Below are 16,392 nucleotides of genomic sequence, written 5' to 3'. Positions count from 1 at the left end.
TACATTATTAGCTTATGTCATGCAATTTGTCCCGTATGAACGCAATAAAAAAAGGCTGTAGAATGATTCATTCTACAGCCTGTAATAGATTATTAATCTATCAACCTTCTAATAATAATGATTTTGGATCTTCAAGCATATCTTTAACAGCAACAAGGAAGCTAACTGCTTCTTTACCATCAACAATACGGTGATCGTAAGATAGTGCAAGGTACATCATCGGGCGGTTTTCCATACGTTCTGCATCAATTGCAACTGGACGTACTTGGATTTTATGCATTCCTAAAATACCAACTTGTGGGCTGTTTAGGATTGGTGTTGACATTAGAGAACCGAATACCCCACCGTTTGTAATTGTAAATGTACCACCTTGTAGTTCTTTTAATGAAAGTTTGTTATCGCGTGCTTTCATACCTAAATTACGAATTTCACTTTCGATTTCAGCGAAGTTTAATTGGTTAGCATCGCGTACAACTGGAACAACTAATCCATCTGGAGCTGCTACTGCAATACCGATATCATAGAATTTTTTAATGATAAGCTCATCGCCTTGAATTTCAGCATTTAATAATGGGAATTGTTTTAATGCTGCAACAACTGCTTTTGTGAAGAATGACATAAAGCCAAGACGTACATCATGTTTTTTCTCGAAAGCATCTTTACGCTCTTTACGTAATTCCATGATTGCAGTCATATCAACTTCGTTAAATGTTGTTAACATTGCAGATGTTTGTTGAACTTCTACAAGACGTTTTGCAATTGTTTGACGGCGGCGGGACATTTTCACACGCTCAACTGGTTTTTCGAATTCCGTTTTTGCAACTGGAGCAGGAGCTGGACTTTTTGGAGCAGCTGGTGCTTCTTTTGGTGCTGCAGCATGAGCTTGTACATCGTGTGGTCTCACACGTCCAAGTGGATCTGTGCTACGTACGTCGTTTAAGTCGATTCCTAATTCACGAGCCATTTTTCTAGCAGCTGGTGATGCGATAGGACGGTTCGTATTTGGTAAACCTTGTAAAGTTGCAGTTTGCTCAGCATTTGGTGCCGCAGCTTTCGGTGCTTCAGCAGCCGTTTCTTGTTTTGGTTGCTCAGCAGGTGGTGCAGGTGTACTTACTGCAACTGGTGCTCCGTTTGCATCTAAAATTGCGATAGTTGCGCCAACTTCAACTGTATCCCCAGGTTCGCCTAGTAACTTCGATACAATACCTGAATCTTCTGCAATGATTTCTACATTGACTTTATCAGTTTCAAGCTCAACAACGCTGCCGCCTTTCTCAACTTTGTCGCCTACGTTGATAAGCCATTGTGAGATAGTTCCTTCAGTAATAGATTCTGCAAGCTCAGGTACTTTAATTTCGATCATTTTAAATGTCCTCCCCTTATTTGCCTAACGGTGTGTTTTTTCTTCTTTTGTCTTCGGTAATCTCCATTTGTTAGCCTGACCTTGGGCAGAATATCTGCCCAAGAACAAGCTAGAAACATTCATTGTTATTTTCAGTTGCTGAAAACTTCAATTTCTTGTTTATCTTGACGGAAGTTATACTTCACATCTAAAGCGTGTGCAACAATTAGTTCTTGCTCAGCTTTGTGAGCGAATGGATCGCCGCCAGATGGACTAGAGCGATCTGGGCGTCCAATGTAACCTGTCTTCACTTTATCTCCAGCAAGTTCAAACAGAATTGGAGCCATATAATGCCATGCGCCCATATTACGAGGTTCCTCTTGAACCCAAATAATTTCTTCTAAGTTTTTAAAGCGTTTAATAATAGATTGAACTTTCTCAGCAGGGAATGGGTACAGCTGTTCAATACGAACGACATGAACTTCATCTAAGTTGTACTCATGTTTACCAGACTCAATTTCTGCTGCTAAGTCAATCGCCATTTTACCTGTGCTTAAAACAAGACGTTTTACTTTAGTTGGTTTTGTACCAAGGTTTTCTTGTTCTAGAGCAGGTTGGAAACGTCCTTCGCTTAACTGACTAGCAGTTGAAAGCGTAAGTGGGTGACGTAATAAACTCTTCGGCGTCATCAATACTAATGGTCGAACAGCTTCTGTTCCTAAGATAGATGCTTGACGACGTAAAATATGGAAGTATTGTGCCGCACTCGTTAAGTTTGCAACTGTCCAGTTATTCTCAGCAGCTAACTGTAAGAAACGCTCTGGACGTGCACTAGAGTGCTCTGGTCCTTGACCTTCATAACCGTGTGGTAATAGAAGAACTAAACCAGATTTTTGACCCCATTTTGCTCTTCCTGCTGAAACATATTGATCAAATAATGCTTGCGCAGTATTTGAGAAGTCACCATATTGCGCTTCCCACATAACAAGAGTTTCTGGAGCGAATACGTTATAACCATACTCGTAACCAACAACAGCAGCTTCTGATAACGGACTGTTATGAACAGAGAATGAAGCATTAATGTTCGGTAAGCGATGTAATGGTGAATATGTTTCATTTGTATCAGTATCGTGTAATACGATATGACGGTGTGCGAATGTACCACGCTGTGAATCTTGACCAGTTAAACGAATTGGCGTACCTTCTTGTAAAATAGAAGCGAATGCTAATGACTCAGCAAGTGCCCATTCAATTTTACCGTTCTCTTCAAGAGCATCTTTACGGCGTTCAAGAATTTTCTTCACTTTCGGATATACGTTAAAGCCTTCTGGCCAAGATAGTAAACCTTCATTAATTGCACGAAGTGAGTCAATCTCAACACCAGTATCAATTGGTTGAATGCCTTTTGCAACAACATCTGGCACTTTAACGTGAATTGTTGCATCGCTCGTATCAGCTGGCGGTACTTGTGCATAGTCAGATTTTAATTGCTCTTGTATAAACTGTGTAATTGTTTCAACCTCATCTGCATTTAGAACGCCAGCAGCTTGTAATTGATCTGCATAAATTGCTCTTACAGTTGGGTGATTTTTAATCTTTTTGTATACTTGTGGTTGTGTAACTGCTGGGTCATCCATTTCATTATGACCGTAGCGGCGGTAACCAATTAAATCGATTAAGAAATCTTTTTTGAACAACATGCGATATTGGATAGCCAAGTTAGCAGCAGCAAGACAAGCTTCCGGATCATCAGCGTTCACGTGAACGATCGGAATATCGAAACCTTTTGCAAGGTCACTTGAATATTTTGTAGAACGAGAATCATAGCTATCAGTCGTAAAACCAACTGCATTGTTAGCGATAACATGGATTGTTCCGCCTGTTTGGTACGCGTTCAATCTGCTTAAGTTCAATGTTTCAGATACAATACCTTGACCAGGGAATGCAGCATCACCATGAACTAAAATTACGAATGATTTTGAAGTATCTTGTTCTGGAAGACCAGATTTTTTACGATTCTCTTGAGCCGCACGTGCGAAACCTTCCACAACAGGGTTAACGAACTCAAGGTGACTCGGGTTATTTGCTAATGTAACGCGAGTGCTAACTTCTTCGTTACTAACGACTTGTTCTCTACCTAAGTGGTATTTTACGTCGCCAGTCCAGCCAGAGTTTGCCACTGCGCCTTCTATTTTTGCATGTTTGAACTCAGCAAACATGTGACTATATGGTTTTTCTAATACGTGTGCAAGTACGCTTAGACGACCGCGGTGAGCCATACCAATCATGACATCTTCAACGCCGCCCTTGGCACCTTCTAGAACAATTTCATCTAGAACGGGTACAAGCATATCAACGCCCTCGATAGAGAAACGCTTTTGCCCAACGAATGTTTTATGCAAGAATTGCTCGAAACCTTCAACAGCTGTTAAACGTTTTAAAAGAGCAGTTCGTTTTTTATTTGATAGTGGTTGACGCAATGAATTTGATTCCACCATTTGATGCAACCACGCGCGTTCTTCACTATCTTGTATATGAGAAAATTCATAAGCTAAAGATTTTGTATAAACGTCTTTTAATCTATGAATTACATCAAGTGCAGTGTGAATACCTTCTGGTGCATCTTGCCATACTGTTTTAGCTGGAATTGCTTTCAAATCAGCATCGCTCAGTTCGTTCATTGCTTTCTCAAGAAGAGATTGTCCATTTGCAGCATCTTCCATCGGGTTGATGTGAGCCAACGTATGCCCGAAAGAACGAATCTGTTCCACAAGTTGAACGACTTTAAGAATTTTTTCAATGTTCCCTGTGTTTTGAGGAGAAAAATGTGTTGCTGTGTTGTCCCCTGTTACGACATCATCTTGAAACGAAGGAGCTCCAAAAATTTCAAAAAGCTCTTGTAATTCCGGATCAACAGAACCTGCTCCAGTTACGTAAAGATCATACTGTTCAATCACATAACCAAGGTTCGGACCGTGGAACTTGGCCCAAGGGTTTGTCGTTGTATTCTTCCTCGTCATTTGTTTAAACCTCCCAATGCATATAATCCTTTTCCTTACAAAAGGTGCATTTTGCTCTTTTCAATAATTGATGAATCAATAATCAATGTAAATGTTTTCTTTACTCTTATGTTATTACAATAATTTACATAATACCAAACACTATTACTTATCTGTTTTGTAAAAAAACATTCACAATAACTTATCACCCAAGTTAATCTTTCATGTTATAAAGTAATTTTACAGAAAAATGGGGTGGATATATTTGGTATACCTATACGAATAACTAAAATTGTTGCATGTAAATATAAGTATAATAGTAAGAATGTTTCGATAAAAATAAGTTCGAATTATGTATATTGAAATAATAAGCGCTTTCATTGATATTATACAACAATATAACGGAATATAGTATAAAAAATAAAAAATTATGAATTTATCGTAAACTTTATTTAGATAGTGTTAAATATTGAAAGGAAAGTGAAGGATTTCTACAAAAAAAGTGGTTAAACATAAAAAATGCTTCATAAACAGTTAGTTTCTATAAATATGCCGAAAAACACCGCAAAACAAACAATGGATTTTGCTGAATAAAGATGAAAATGAAATATTTTAAAAGGATAAAACAAATAGGGGGATATTAAATTTTCACAGAAACGGGGAAGAGATATAGTAACGGATATATACATTGTCCCATGTTTCATTACAAAATAGACGTGCTGAAATTGAAAAAGTTTCTTCTATATAAATGGAGTGGAACAAACTAAAACATACGTAAAGGAAACTTGACGTAAAGTTTCCTTTACATATATACTCAGTATATGGGAGGAGGGGGAAATTTCCTTGGAAAATAAAATGGTCGAATACCGAAAAAAATTTGGACTATCTCAAGAAAAATTGGCTGAGAAACTTGGAGTTTCCAGACAAACTATCATTTCAATTGAAAAAGGAAAATACGATCCATCACTTCCGTTAGCATTTGAAATAGCGAAAACATTTCAGACAACGATAGAACATGTATTTATTTATGAAGGAAAAGAAGAGGGGGAGTAAAAATGAACTATTCACAAAAGTATTTCGTTATTATGGGAATTATTTTTCTGTTTATGGGTGGATTTATGATATTAACAGGCATAATGACGCATTCTGCACCGCCAGCTATAACGTATCCATTGATTGGGATGATGATTATGAGTTTCTGTCTAAGTTACTTGCACCCACAATTTAAAGAAAAAGACGAGCGAATGAAGCTCATTCGTTATAAAGGAATGTTCGTGACCTTTTTTGCATTAACAGCATATTATCTTCTTTTCTCTATCGGTCTAAACTTAAAAATACTTACACTATCTGCTACTGAATTATTGAATATACTAATGGCACTTACGATGAGTACAGTTTTTATCTCATTTGTTGTTTTAGCGAAAAGATATTAAGATGGAAGAGAGAAAGGAAGATTAACATATGCAAATGTTGTATGCTTTTGGAATGGGGCTTGTATTATTTTTAGCCGTATTCTTATTTATTCGTAAAGACGTTCAAGGTGGGACGTTAACGAAAAGAGGCTTTTATAAAATGATCGGCTGTTTAGTTGTTATGTTTATAGCGATTATCGTAATGATCGTTTTAATAAATCAGTCACTATAGAATTTAAAAATGGAACCTTACTGTAGTAAGGTTTTTCTTTTTGGTTTAAAATCCGAAATTTCCCATATAATCCATTTACTACATATAATCGATATTATATAATTTAATAAAATGATAGATAGGGAGAATAGTATATGAATAAAAAAACTATCTTCTTTTTATTAACATGCCTACTACTTATAGCTAGTATTACTTATATAATATGTAACAAACGAGAACAAGTGCCACCTATGTTAGTATGGGAGGGCCAGAAATACTACGTAACGAATGAACCTGCCAAAGCAGAAGAAGTTGGGCAAAGGCTCGGAGAAGTAACAAAGAAACTTGAAACAAGTAAAAAACCTACTAAAAATAGTGAATCCAATATATTACAAGAAAAAACAGAACTATTCACAGTGATAGAAGAAGAAAAAGGTCCTCACTCCCCTTTAATCATAAAGGAGCCTTATAGTGACGAATATAGAATAGTAAGACCGATGTTACATGTACTATAAAGTGAAAAGGAGACTCATATGCAGACAGTAACTTCATATCCATGGTCGTTAAGAAAAATGTTTGTTTTTTTCCTTTGCTTCATCCTGCCTCCTATCGGTGCAATTTATATTTTGATGAATAGAGAGGCGCTACAAAAAAGAGACTTCATTTTATATGTATTATTTGCTGCTATTAATATATCGCTTTGGTTATCGCTTATGATCTTTGATCGGAGTATGTGGATGGTAGCGGGGCATTATGTACTTGGAGCAATTGTAATTGTTTTTTCGAATATGAATAAGAGATAAGCCAGTAATTTTAAAGTTGCTGGTTTTTCTTTTGCTATTTATATGGAGATAGAGAATTATCTCATTTTAGTTTAAATAGATCAGCAGGTGCTAAATTAGGTGAGAGATATTTGCCACCAACTAAAAAATAATTGGAGGTAAAGAGAATTGGAACTAGATGACAAAGTATACAATCAAATTTTACAACTGTGTGAAGAGGGAGATATTCTAGATAAAAACGTACATTCATTTCATTTATTCTATTGACGTTTCGAGATATCATCGGTAAAATAGATTCATCTAAAAAATCGTACATTCAAAATGCTGATATTACTGTCTTCGTGAAAGGGGTACTTGGTATGAATCAATTGAAGGACGTACAACCGATTCGAGATTTAGAACAAATCGATAACATGAAGTGGGCATTATGTAGGCACTGTAGCGAAAGAGATTACATACTATTCTTGATCGGTATTAATACGGGATTACGTGTAGGTGATCTACTAAAGCTAAAGGTATTGGACGTAAAGGAGAAACGAAAAGCTATCGTTAAAGAAGGTAAGACGCAAAAGAAACGTACTATCTACCTAGATTCAGTATACGATGAGGTACAAGAGTACATAGCCACGTTAGATAGTGAGTGGTTGTTTCCATCACGCAAAGGAGACAAAGCAATCTCACCGACACAAGCATATCGTCAGTTAAATAAAGCGGCAGATTTTGCAGGAGTAGAAAGCGTAGGCAATCATTCGCTAAGGAAATCATTCGGATATTGGTACTATAAACAACACAAAGATGTAGCGGAGTTGCAAAAGATATTAAATCATAGTCATCCTTCGATAACGTTACATTACATTGGAATTACGGAAGAACAAATTGAAGGCAAATTAAAAACGTTTAAATTATAGTCGGTAAAATAATACCGGCTTCTTTTTTACCCCCCGGGGCTATCAAAAATAAAAAAGTTTTGCCAGGTGCCCGCAAAATCCGTGCAGAATTTAAAACTTCGGGTCTAAATCACTAGATAATACTCTACGTTTTACGGACTATAAACCTTTCTTATGTATTACTACTATTCCGAATACATACCGCTAAATTCCTAGACAATTCTCTAGGGAAAACGGCTTTAAAACGTAAAATACCGACTCTAATTAGTAATTTGAAAGGAACTACGTACTACATTACGGCTAGTGATGCGTATGTGAGTGTGAAGTAATAGTAAAGCCGACTCATATCAAGCTGAGTCGGCTTTGTTTAGTTTTTATTCTTTACTTTTTATAGCTTCTTTTAGTATTTCAAGGGTCTGCTGTAACCATTCTATAGCTGTTAAGTTTAATGCAGGGAAATAAATGTAAGCATTATATTTAATAAATTCCTCTTTTTCACTATCAGTTAGATTACTGTTTAAAAACAAAAGTATATCATTTTTAGTATTTTCGATACATATTTTAGTAACTTCCATTATAAATTCATTAAGAGCTTCCTCAGGTGATTCAATATCTTGGTGAAATGTTCCTGCTAAGAAATCACCTAATTCTTCATAATGGCTATATTTATTTTCCATACAAATTCTCCTCTACTTTTCTGGATATCCTGTAATAATAAAACTTCCTTGGTTATCTTTTTTCAAAACAATCACAGCATTTTCCACATCTAAAGCACCATTTGATCCTCTTTCGACATATCGTCCAAGTATACTATTACCGTTTTACTTTACGTAGGTTATTACATTAGCGAAAAATATTTTGAAGTTCGTTATCCATTCTCTCAAAATCGTTAGCTACCGAATGAATATTATCAATCGCTTGTTGAAAAGCAGCAGAAAATTGTTTCGTTAAATCTAAAACCTGTTGATTCGCTTCTTGTGCTTTGGAATTAACAGATAGTGTTGTACGCGTCGCCTTTGTTATAGAACGACTTGTTGCACTTTGAAGCCTGTCAGAGGCTAATCCCATTTTCGTAGCAATTTGTGTTGCTGTTTGTAAATTACTTTGGAATTTTCCCATTACTTGAATCCTTTCTATACTTAATAAACAATGAAAATTATACCATATTAGTATAAAATTCCGTATTGATAGAGAACCTTTGTTGGGGAATTTTTTTTAGAGTCTAAAAGGCAATAATTCCGAGAAATACCTTTGTGCGAACGCGGTAAAAAAGATTTAACGATTTATGATACGGATAGTTATAGAACAGTCAAAATTTATTGCAGAGCGACAATCGTAAATATACACGAAATGAGCGCCGCAGAATTTATTGAAGAGGTACTAGAGAGACAGAATTAAACCAGCGGCAACTGGTCGGAAAACAAACTCGGGCAAGGTAAGACGAAAACGATGACGGCAATTTTATATATAGAACGAGTAAAGAGCGTGCGGCCTACACACGTTCTTTTTTACGTTTATTTAATCGGAAAATGCGCGACGAAGGACCCGCCCGCGTCCTAATAAGTATAGGCGGTAAAAATTACGAAGGAGGACGTTTGTATGGAAAAAGAAACTGAAGATGCAGATATCCTAGCGGAAGATACACTTAAAAAACATTTCGGCGATCCTACCGGTTTTTCACGTGTATCGAATTCGCTGGTGAGACTATACACGTTATTACCTGAATTTAATTCCGATGTTGTGGGTTTGTATGCTTATATGCGGTCTTGGCGGATGCTCTATTTTTTTGTCTTAAAAATGAGTTCTATTAGTTTTCCGATTTCTATTTAAAGGTGCAACGACCTGTTTAATTATCCAATGTTGATTCTGCTGATCTACTAGCGATTGTTTTGATAGATGAGTGTATCGCATAACCATCCGTAAATCACTGTGACCTAATATGAGTTGTAAATGGCGTAAATCCATGCCTGACTCTAATGCAGCGGTAGCACTCGTATGTCTGAATAAGTGCGGGTGTACGTTTTTCTTTATTCCCGCTCTCTTAGCGAATGACTTTAAATGCTTATTAAAGTGGTCCTTATCGATTGGTTCGCCGTAGTTGGTTAAGAATATATACTCACTATCGAAATCAACTTTATTCTCCGTTATCAACTCGATAATAAGTTTGCTCGTCTGTTTCTGTATTGGGACTATCCGATATTTTCTACTCTTTGCATTCCGTCCTCTTACATGTATAACGTTATTCTCAAAATCGATATCGTTAATAGTTAACGTTAAAGCCTCGCTAATCCGTAGCATTCCATCTAGTAAAACGTTCATTAATACGAAGTCCCTAAAATCGCTAAATTTTCTTTTGTCAGGTGCGTTTAGTAGTTGTTTTACTTCAACTAAAGATAACGTTTCGGTTTCCTCCAAAGGTTCGTAAAGATTTTTAACTTTTAGCAAAGGATTTACGTCTATTATTCGTTCTTCATATAAATACCGGCTAAATGCTCGTAAAGTTTTTAGTCTAGTATTAACGGTAGATTCCGACAAACCAACCGTCATATATTTCTCTTTCTTAAAACGATGCCCCTCGAATTTAACTTTTTCATTTCGCATATAAAGGACATAGTTTCGGATTATATCTGTATCAAGAGCGACTAAATTATGCGCTATATCTTTTTCGTTTAAATACTCGATAAAATAATGAAAGTTTTCACGGTATTGACGTAAGGTACCAGGCGCTTGTCCTTCGGCTTCTTTTACGTGAGTGAATGTTGTAAATAGAACGTGTAAATCGTCTAAGGTACGACGAGTAGTACGCGTTTGTTTTATACGTTTACCTTTCAAACGATTAGAAGACAAACAAAAAACCCCCTTTCCGTTTTATAACGAAATAGGAGGTTTCCATACCGACATACAGTTTGGCGGTGTACCGTAACCCTGTCGGCTAAATCAATGAGTAAATCATCGCATAAAAATAACGCTCTATCCGTTGATAGAACGTCATTTCATCGTATTTTATGACCCCGGAGAGGCTCGAACTCACGACCTCCACCCTGTCAAGGTGGCGCTCTCCCTGCTGAGCTACGGGATCTTCAAAAATAATTATGTATTTGCAATTTTAATCATTATGTTAAAGCAATTATACATAATTAACTGAAAATTTACAATATTTTTGTGTAGTAAGTTTTTAAAGAGGTAGTGTAATAGAAAATAGTTTTTATTTTAGAGGTGTATTAGTATGTATGTTTTTATATGTAATAAATAGAAGATACTGAGGTGTTATGACTTCCGATACCAATCCAAAGGCCCCTCATCACTCAAATCAACTAGAAAAGGGAATAAGAAATGTAAAGGTAAGCTTATAAGTTCTGGCATAGCGTTCAATGTTTTCTTTGATAGATATTGTCTTCTGAAACAATACGGGCAATCTTTTTCGAATGTCACGAGTATCGACCATACATCTTTTATTGTCCACTTCGTTTTACAATATGTACAACGCGCCATGGGGTTCCTCCTCATTTTAAGGTTTCTTCTAGTATATTCCATTTCATTGTACGAAAGTCATTTGTATTTTGTGTGATAAAATGTAATTTGTTTTATTTTTATGTGGATCTATTAGGTCATTTATGATCATTTACATATCGTTTGATCTTTTTGAAGGGTGATAGGTTTTCAGTTTTAATATGCAAATTGGCCAATATATCCTTTTTACAATTTACTTAAAATCATGTATAACAGAGATACAAGATTATTTCATAAATATTCAGAAGTAGAGGGAGAATTATTGTAATGGTAAGAAAAACGTTCAAGATGCGCGTATCTAGAAATAGAACAATTTCGATTAATGGCTCAATTCTTGATGTGGATGTTACGCATGATGAGTTTTTACAAGAGTTTGTTGAGTGGGTCGATTCTAAAGGTTGGTCGTTTATGGGGATGACAGATGAGATTACGCCTGAAGAAGCTAGTCAAAATTTAATAGATTCATTGATTGATGAGAAGGATAAGAAAGAGTAATTCCTTCTTATTTTTTATTGTATATTTATGTTCTTCATCGTAAAAGTATGATATAGTAAAAAACAGTGAAAGTTCTTCCAATTTAATACAAATTACATATAGATTGGTAGATTCAGTTTTTTAACTGTGAGAGTATAGTGAAAAGGGAGAGTCATATGGTAAATTTTAAGAAAATTTTGGCTTTTATTACCGTTATTTGTTTATTTTTTTTGACACCTATGACGTTACGTGCTGAGACGAATATTGGAGTGAATCCAGAACAAGTGGCACCACCACCTGCGGAAGGACCAAATGTTTTTAGTCAGTTTGCAGCTACGATTGATGGGAAAACTGGTGATGTTTTGTATGACAAAAACGCACATCATCGCGCATTTCCGGCTAGTATGACGAAAGTGTTAACAGCGATTTTACTTATGGAGCATACGAAGCCAGAGGATCAATTTACGTTTTCACAATTAGCATTAGATCAGGAGAAGAGTAATTATCAAATTGAGTTTCAACCTGGTGAGACGATTAATAGAAATACTGCGCTTATGATTCTAATGGTGCTGAGTGCGAATGATGTGTCGTATGCAATTGCGGAGCGTATTGGCGGAAGTGTTGAGAATTTCGCTCATATGATGAATGAGAAAGCGAAGCAATTAGGTGCTACAGATAGCCACTTTGTAACGCCAAATGGATTGCATGATCCAAACCATTATACGACGCCGTATGATATGGCTATGATTACGAGAGGTGTACAAAAGTATCCTGAGATTTTACAAGCGATGAATACGAAAAGGACGACGGTTACGACATCTAGCCAGACGGTTTCTATTTTTAATAAGTCTACTTATTTTGAAAATCCATATAGCATTGGTGGTAAGACGGGTTTTACAAATGAAGCCCGCAATACACTCGTTTTATTAAATGAGAAGGATGGAAATCGTATTATAAATGTAGTAATGGCTTCTCAAAGACCTGAAATTTATGAAGATTTGAAGCAGATGGCGGAATATTCTTTTGGTCAATTTGTGAAGCAAACTGTACTAGATAAACATAGTTGGCACCAAAAGACAACATATTTAAATAAAGATATTGATAGCGAACTGGAACAAAGTGCAGAACTTATGCTTAAGAAAGATGAAGGGAAAAATGTGAGGACGATTTTCCGTGCGGCTTCATTAGATAAAAATTCTTTGTATCATAAAGGAATTCATCGTGGTGAGGTAGTTGGTGCAGTTGATATTACAAAAAATAATCAAACAATTGCGACGGTAAATGTTCTTTCTAAAGAAGATGTTACTTTTGCGATGCCTAAAAAAGATACGGTTGAGCCAGAAGTAAAAGAATCAAATGTGAAAATGATAAGTATTGGGATAGGTGCCATTGTATTATTTGGCTTCATTTTATATGTAGTGATACGCCGAAATACACAAGGAATGAAATCAGAAGAAAAATAAATTATTAGTATAAAGACTGTGAATAGATTTTGTCACAGTCTTTTTTGTTTTCATCTATTCGCTGATAAATAACTAATAATTGTAAATTTTCTTATTGCATTTATTTTTTGTTCGTTATATTATTTAGTTGTGTTCTTGTTAAAGAACGAAGTGGGTATTATATACTTCAAATAATATAAAACAACGGAGAGGGAGAGAGATGATGAAATTCGTTTGGAAGATTATTAGCAACGTTATCTCATTTGTTTTATTTGCATTAATGGTTTTTTTAGCTTTTGTAGTTATTTCGTCAAAAGCGAGTGGCGGAGATCCAACAGTGATGGGATATCAATTTAAATCAGTGCTATCAGGATCAATGGAACCGACGTTTTTAACAGGATCAATCATTGCGATAGAACCGACGAAAGATGGTTCTAAATATCAAAAAGGTGATGTGATTACCTTTAAAGAGAAAGATGAAAAAATTATCACTCACCGTATTATCGGTGTGAAAGATACAAATGGAAAAGTAATGTATGAAACAAAAGGTGATAACAACAACGGTCCTGATTTAGAACCAGTACGCGCGGAGAATGTAATTGGAAAATATGCAGATATTACAGTTCCTTATGCAGGATATGCATTAAATTATGCTAGTTCAAAGGCTGGAGCTGCATTGCTTCTTATTATTCCAGGAGTCTTTTTATTAGGCTATTCTGCGATTTCTATTTTTGGTGCGATTCGCAGCATTGACGGAGAAAAGAAAGAGAAAAAAGTAGAACAATCCGTCTAGTTCGTTTGGTTATACTTTCCGTTTAGGAAGTTAACAAATATATAGATTAAGGGGATATGGACATGACTTTAAAGAAAAAATTAGGAATGGGTATCGCATCAGCTGTATTAGGAGCTGCATTAGTTGGCGGAGGAACATTTGCATTTTTCAGTGATAAAGAAGTGTCAAACAATACATTTGCGGCTGGTACACTGGATTTAGCATTAAATCCATCAACAGTTGTTAATGTATCGAATTTAAAACCTGGCGATACAATTAAAAGAGATTTTAAACTAGAAAATAAAGGATCTTTAGATATTAAAAAGGTTCTATTAAAAACAGATTATAAGGTAGAAGATGCGAAGGGCGACAATAAAGATGATTTTGGTAAACATATTAAAGTAACATTCTTAAAAAATGTAGACAAGCATGAAACAATCGTAAAAGAAACAACGCTAGATAAATTGAAGGGTGACACACTTACAGCGGTAGATAATGATTTAGCTGCTTGGTTCTGGGATGAAAAAGGTATTTCTGCAGGTAAGTCTGATAAATTCACAGTGAAATTCGAGTTTGTTGATAATAAAAAAGACCAAAATGAATTCCAAGGCGATAAACTAAATTTAACTTGGACGTTTGATGCACAACAAACAGAAGGTGAAGCAAGATAATATTAAAAAGGGCTATCATATGGATAGCCCTTTTTCTATTTTTCTAGTATACAGCTATCATTTTGTATCGTTCTTTATTATAATAAAGTTAACGTTCTGTATAGAGAACATATTGTTCGATGGGAGAGATTAAGATGCTGAAAACACCTCGCAAATTAAAAAAGATGCTTATATTGCCTTGTATGTGCTCCATTACGTTTTATTTAGGCTCTCAAATAATGACGTATACAGAAGCTGCATTTATTCATGAAACGAAAGTGGAAGCCGCTCTTTCTACAGCGATTATATTTCCGAAAACAGTAAATACGTTTAAAGAGCAGGCTGAGCAACATAAACAGTTTATTGAACATGAGTATGGGGCGATGAAGGAGAAATTAGCAGTAACTTCTATAGAAGAAATTGAACAGGCAATTGTAGTGTGGCAACAAGGACGTGAGAAAATTGCTTCTGAGGAGGAAGCGCTGCAAAATGTATATACTACAATCGAAGCTCCTTATAATCAAATACAAGAAGAATTAAAAGTGAATAAAAGTGAATCGATTCAACAAGTAGCTCTATATGTGAATGAAGGTTTTCATAGTATAAAAGAGAAGCACGATTATATTGCGAAAGAAGTTAGTTTGCAAGCGATTGATGAACAAATTCAGATTCTTCACCAACAATTAAATGATGCGATAGAGGCGGAAGTTCAAATGAAGGCAGAGGAGGAGAAAAAAGTAGAAGATCAGAAGAAAGTAGAAGATCAGAAGAAAGTAGAAGATCAGAAAAAGGTAGAAGATCAGAAGAAAGTAGAAGATCAGAAAAAGGTAGAAGATCAGAAGAAAGTAGAAAATCAGAAACAAGTAGAGACAGCTAAAAAACCTGAGCAAGGAACTCATGAAAATGCTACTGCCAATAATCATAATCTTGTAGAGTTAGAGAAGGCATCAGAATAAACTGACGATTAATCGTTATGAAAAAGAATGATGTAAACGAGTGTGAGGGAGTATTTGCCCTCGCACTTATTGCTGTTCTTAAAATAAAAACATCTAAATTCAGAAAAATCTAAATAATATTGAGAAATAAAAATAATTGAAAATACTAATAAATATTTGTTGTATTTACACAAGCTTGTTCGTTATAATGAACTTAAGGTTTTTAAAAGAGAACGAACATTAGCTAAGCTAATATAGTTTTCTTTATGTCTCTTATTGAAAAATAAATATAAAAAACAGCTAGGGGGAATTGATTGTGAGTCTGAAAAAGAAATTAGGTATGGGAGTTGCATCAGCGGCATTGGGGTTATCTTTAATTGGTGGAGGAACATTTGCATTCTTTAGCGATAAAGAAGTATCAAACAATACATTTGCAGCTGGGACGTTAGATCTTACATTAGACCCTAAAACGCTTGTAGATATTAAAGATTTAAAACCAGGGGATTCTATTAAGAAAGAGTTCTTATTAAAGAATAGCGGTTCATTAACAATTAAAGACGTTAAACTAGCGACAAAGTATACTGTGAAAGATGCAAAAGGCGATAATGCTGGTGAAGACTTTGGTAAGCACGTTAAAGTGAAATTCCTTTGGAACTGGGATAAACAAAGTGAGCCTGTATATGAAACAACTTTAGCTGATTTACAAAATGCTGATCCAGATCTTTTAGCTAAAGACATCTTTGCTCCTGAGTGGGGAGAAAAGGGTGGATTAGAAGCAGGCACAGAGGATTATCTGTGGGTACAATTTGAATTTGTAGATAATGGGAAAGAACAAAATATCTTCCAAGGTGATTCATTGAATTTAGAATGGACATTCAATGCTAACCAAGAAGCTGGCGAAGAAAAATAATAAAAAAGCGGGTATCCCCCGCTTTTTTTATAAAGAAAAAGAAGTGCTGGTTGTTAGCACTTCTTT

19 protein-coding genes and 1 tRNA gene are annotated in these 16,392 nt (G+C 35.4%); 13 read left to right on the top strand and 7 right to left on the bottom strand.

What is annotated here, in order from left to right; genetic code table 11:
- Positions 1–100: 100 nt before the first annotated feature.
- Positions 101–1,363 carry a 2-oxoglutarate dehydrogenase complex dihydrolipoyllysine-residue succinyltransferase gene (gene odhB, locus QCI44_RS21785; protein WP_016088831.1) on the bottom strand — a complete coding sequence of 421 codons (1,263 nt, stop codon included), beginning with the start codon at positions 1,361–1,363 and terminating at the stop codon, positions 101–103.
- A gap of 131 nt (positions 1,364–1,494) precedes the next feature.
- On the bottom strand, positions 1,495–4,362 hold the full coding sequence (odhA, locus tag QCI44_RS21780) for a 2-oxoglutarate dehydrogenase E1 component (RefSeq protein WP_016088830.1): 2,868 nt from the start codon (positions 4,360–4,362) through the stop codon (positions 1,495–1,497).
- An 822-nt stretch (positions 4,363–5,184) separates the two neighbouring features.
- Here odhA and QCI44_RS21775 point away from each other — a divergent pair.
- The 6 genes from QCI44_RS21775 to QCI44_RS21750 all read left to right on the top strand — a co-directional run bounded on the left by QCI44_RS21775 (position 5,185) and on the right by QCI44_RS21750 (position 7,654).
- Entirely contained in the window at positions 5,185–5,394 is a 210-nt protein-coding gene (locus QCI44_RS21775; protein ID WP_000428506.1) for a helix-turn-helix transcriptional regulator, read from the top strand.
- 2 nt (positions 5,395–5,396) lie between these two features.
- Positions 5,397–5,774 (top strand): hypothetical protein, encoded by a 378-nt coding sequence (locus tag QCI44_RS21770; RefSeq protein ID WP_016088829.1) that lies wholly within the window; start codon positions 5,397–5,399, stop codon positions 5,772–5,774.
- A gap of 28 nt (positions 5,775–5,802) precedes the next feature.
- The gene (locus QCI44_RS21765; protein ID WP_016088828.1) at positions 5,803–5,985 is read left to right on the top strand and encodes a DUF3976 domain-containing protein; all 183 of its coding nucleotides are present in this window, start codon (positions 5,803–5,805) and stop codon (positions 5,983–5,985) included.
- A 134-nt stretch (positions 5,986–6,119) separates the two neighbouring features.
- Complete coding sequence (locus QCI44_RS21760; protein WP_016088827.1) at positions 6,120–6,479, top strand: hypothetical protein; 360 nt, start codon at positions 6,120–6,122, stop codon at positions 6,477–6,479.
- Between the two features lie 18 nt (positions 6,480–6,497).
- Positions 6,498–6,767, top strand: a complete 270-nt coding sequence (locus QCI44_RS21755) for a hypothetical protein (RefSeq protein WP_001195374.1) — start codon at positions 6,498–6,500, stop codon at positions 6,765–6,767.
- Positions 6,768–7,105: 338 nt separating this feature from the next.
- Positions 7,106–7,654 (top strand): tyrosine-type recombinase/integrase, encoded by a 549-nt coding sequence (locus tag QCI44_RS21750; protein ID WP_353811439.1) that lies wholly within the window; start codon positions 7,106–7,108, stop codon positions 7,652–7,654.
- 353 nt (positions 7,655–8,007) lie between these two features.
- Here the strand turns inward: QCI44_RS21750 and QCI44_RS21745 are convergent, their stop codons facing one another.
- Positions 8,008–8,310, bottom strand: a complete 303-nt coding sequence (locus QCI44_RS21745; RefSeq protein WP_016079286.1) for a contact-dependent growth inhibition system immunity protein — start codon at positions 8,308–8,310, stop codon at positions 8,008–8,010.
- A gap of 166 nt (positions 8,311–8,476) precedes the next feature.
- Entirely contained in the window at positions 8,477–8,752 is a 276-nt protein-coding gene (locus QCI44_RS21740; RefSeq protein WP_016088825.1) for a TIGR04197 family type VII secretion effector, read from the bottom strand.
- A gap of 480 nt (positions 8,753–9,232) precedes the next feature.
- On the opposite strand from QCI44_RS21740, the gene QCI44_RS21735 reads away from it, so the two are divergent.
- Positions 9,233–9,463, top strand: a complete 231-nt coding sequence (locus QCI44_RS21735; protein WP_016088824.1) for a hypothetical protein — start codon at positions 9,233–9,235, stop codon at positions 9,461–9,463.
- On the opposite strand, the gene QCI44_RS21730 is transcribed toward QCI44_RS21735, so the two are convergent.
- From QCI44_RS21730 to QCI44_RS21720, 3 genes are all read right to left on the bottom strand, one after another.
- The gene (locus QCI44_RS21730) at positions 9,425–10,480 is read right to left on the bottom strand and encodes a tyrosine-type recombinase/integrase (RefSeq protein ID WP_353811438.1); all 1,056 of its coding nucleotides are present in this window, start codon (positions 10,478–10,480) and stop codon (positions 9,425–9,427) included. The two genes, QCI44_RS21735 and QCI44_RS21730, sit on opposite strands and share 39 nt — an antisense overlap.
- A 159-nt stretch (positions 10,481–10,639) precedes the next feature.
- Positions 10,640–10,712, bottom strand: a tRNA-Val gene (locus QCI44_RS21725).
- 188 nt (positions 10,713–10,900) lie between these two features.
- A complete protein-coding gene (locus QCI44_RS21720; RefSeq protein ID WP_016133931.1) occupies positions 10,901–11,125 on the bottom strand; it encodes a hypothetical protein in 225 nt (74 codons plus the stop codon).
- A 285-nt stretch (positions 11,126–11,410) separates the two neighbouring features.
- On the opposite strand from QCI44_RS21720, the gene QCI44_RS21715 reads away from it, so the two are divergent.
- From QCI44_RS21715 to calY, 6 genes are all read left to right on the top strand, one after another.
- Positions 11,411–11,638, top strand: coding sequence for a hypothetical protein (locus QCI44_RS21715; protein WP_000251865.1), 228 nt, complete (start codon positions 11,411–11,413; stop codon positions 11,636–11,638).
- Between the two features lie 155 nt (positions 11,639–11,793).
- On the top strand, positions 11,794–13,080 hold the full coding sequence (locus QCI44_RS21710; protein WP_016133932.1) for a D-alanyl-D-alanine carboxypeptidase family protein: 1,287 nt from the start codon (positions 11,794–11,796) through the stop codon (positions 13,078–13,080).
- Positions 13,081–13,282: 202 nt separating this feature from the next.
- Positions 13,283–13,852, top strand: a complete 570-nt coding sequence (gene sipW / locus QCI44_RS21705; RefSeq protein ID WP_033659645.1) for a signal peptidase I SipW — start codon at positions 13,283–13,285, stop codon at positions 13,850–13,852.
- Positions 13,853–13,914: 62 nt separating this feature from the next.
- The gene (locus QCI44_RS21700) at positions 13,915–14,502 is read left to right on the top strand and encodes a CalY family protein (protein ID WP_016088819.1); all 588 of its coding nucleotides are present in this window, start codon (positions 13,915–13,917) and stop codon (positions 14,500–14,502) included.
- 134 nt (positions 14,503–14,636) lie between these two features.
- A complete protein-coding gene (locus QCI44_RS21695; RefSeq protein ID WP_016088818.1) occupies positions 14,637–15,437 on the top strand; it encodes a DUF4047 domain-containing protein in 801 nt (266 codons plus the stop codon).
- A gap of 295 nt (positions 15,438–15,732) precedes the next feature.
- Positions 15,733–16,326, top strand: coding sequence for a biofilm matrix protein CalY (calY, locus tag QCI44_RS21690; RefSeq protein ID WP_016088817.1), 594 nt, complete (start codon positions 15,733–15,735; stop codon positions 16,324–16,326).
- The last annotated feature ends 66 nt before the right edge of the window (positions 16,327–16,392 follow it).

This window comes from Bacillus cereus group sp. RP37, from assembly GCF_040459695.1.
Classification (GTDB): Bacteria; Bacillota; Bacilli; order Bacillales; family Bacillaceae_G; genus Bacillus_A.
Note: the sequence above shows the minus strand (reverse complement) of the source record. Positions and strands in the feature narration are given on the sequence as shown.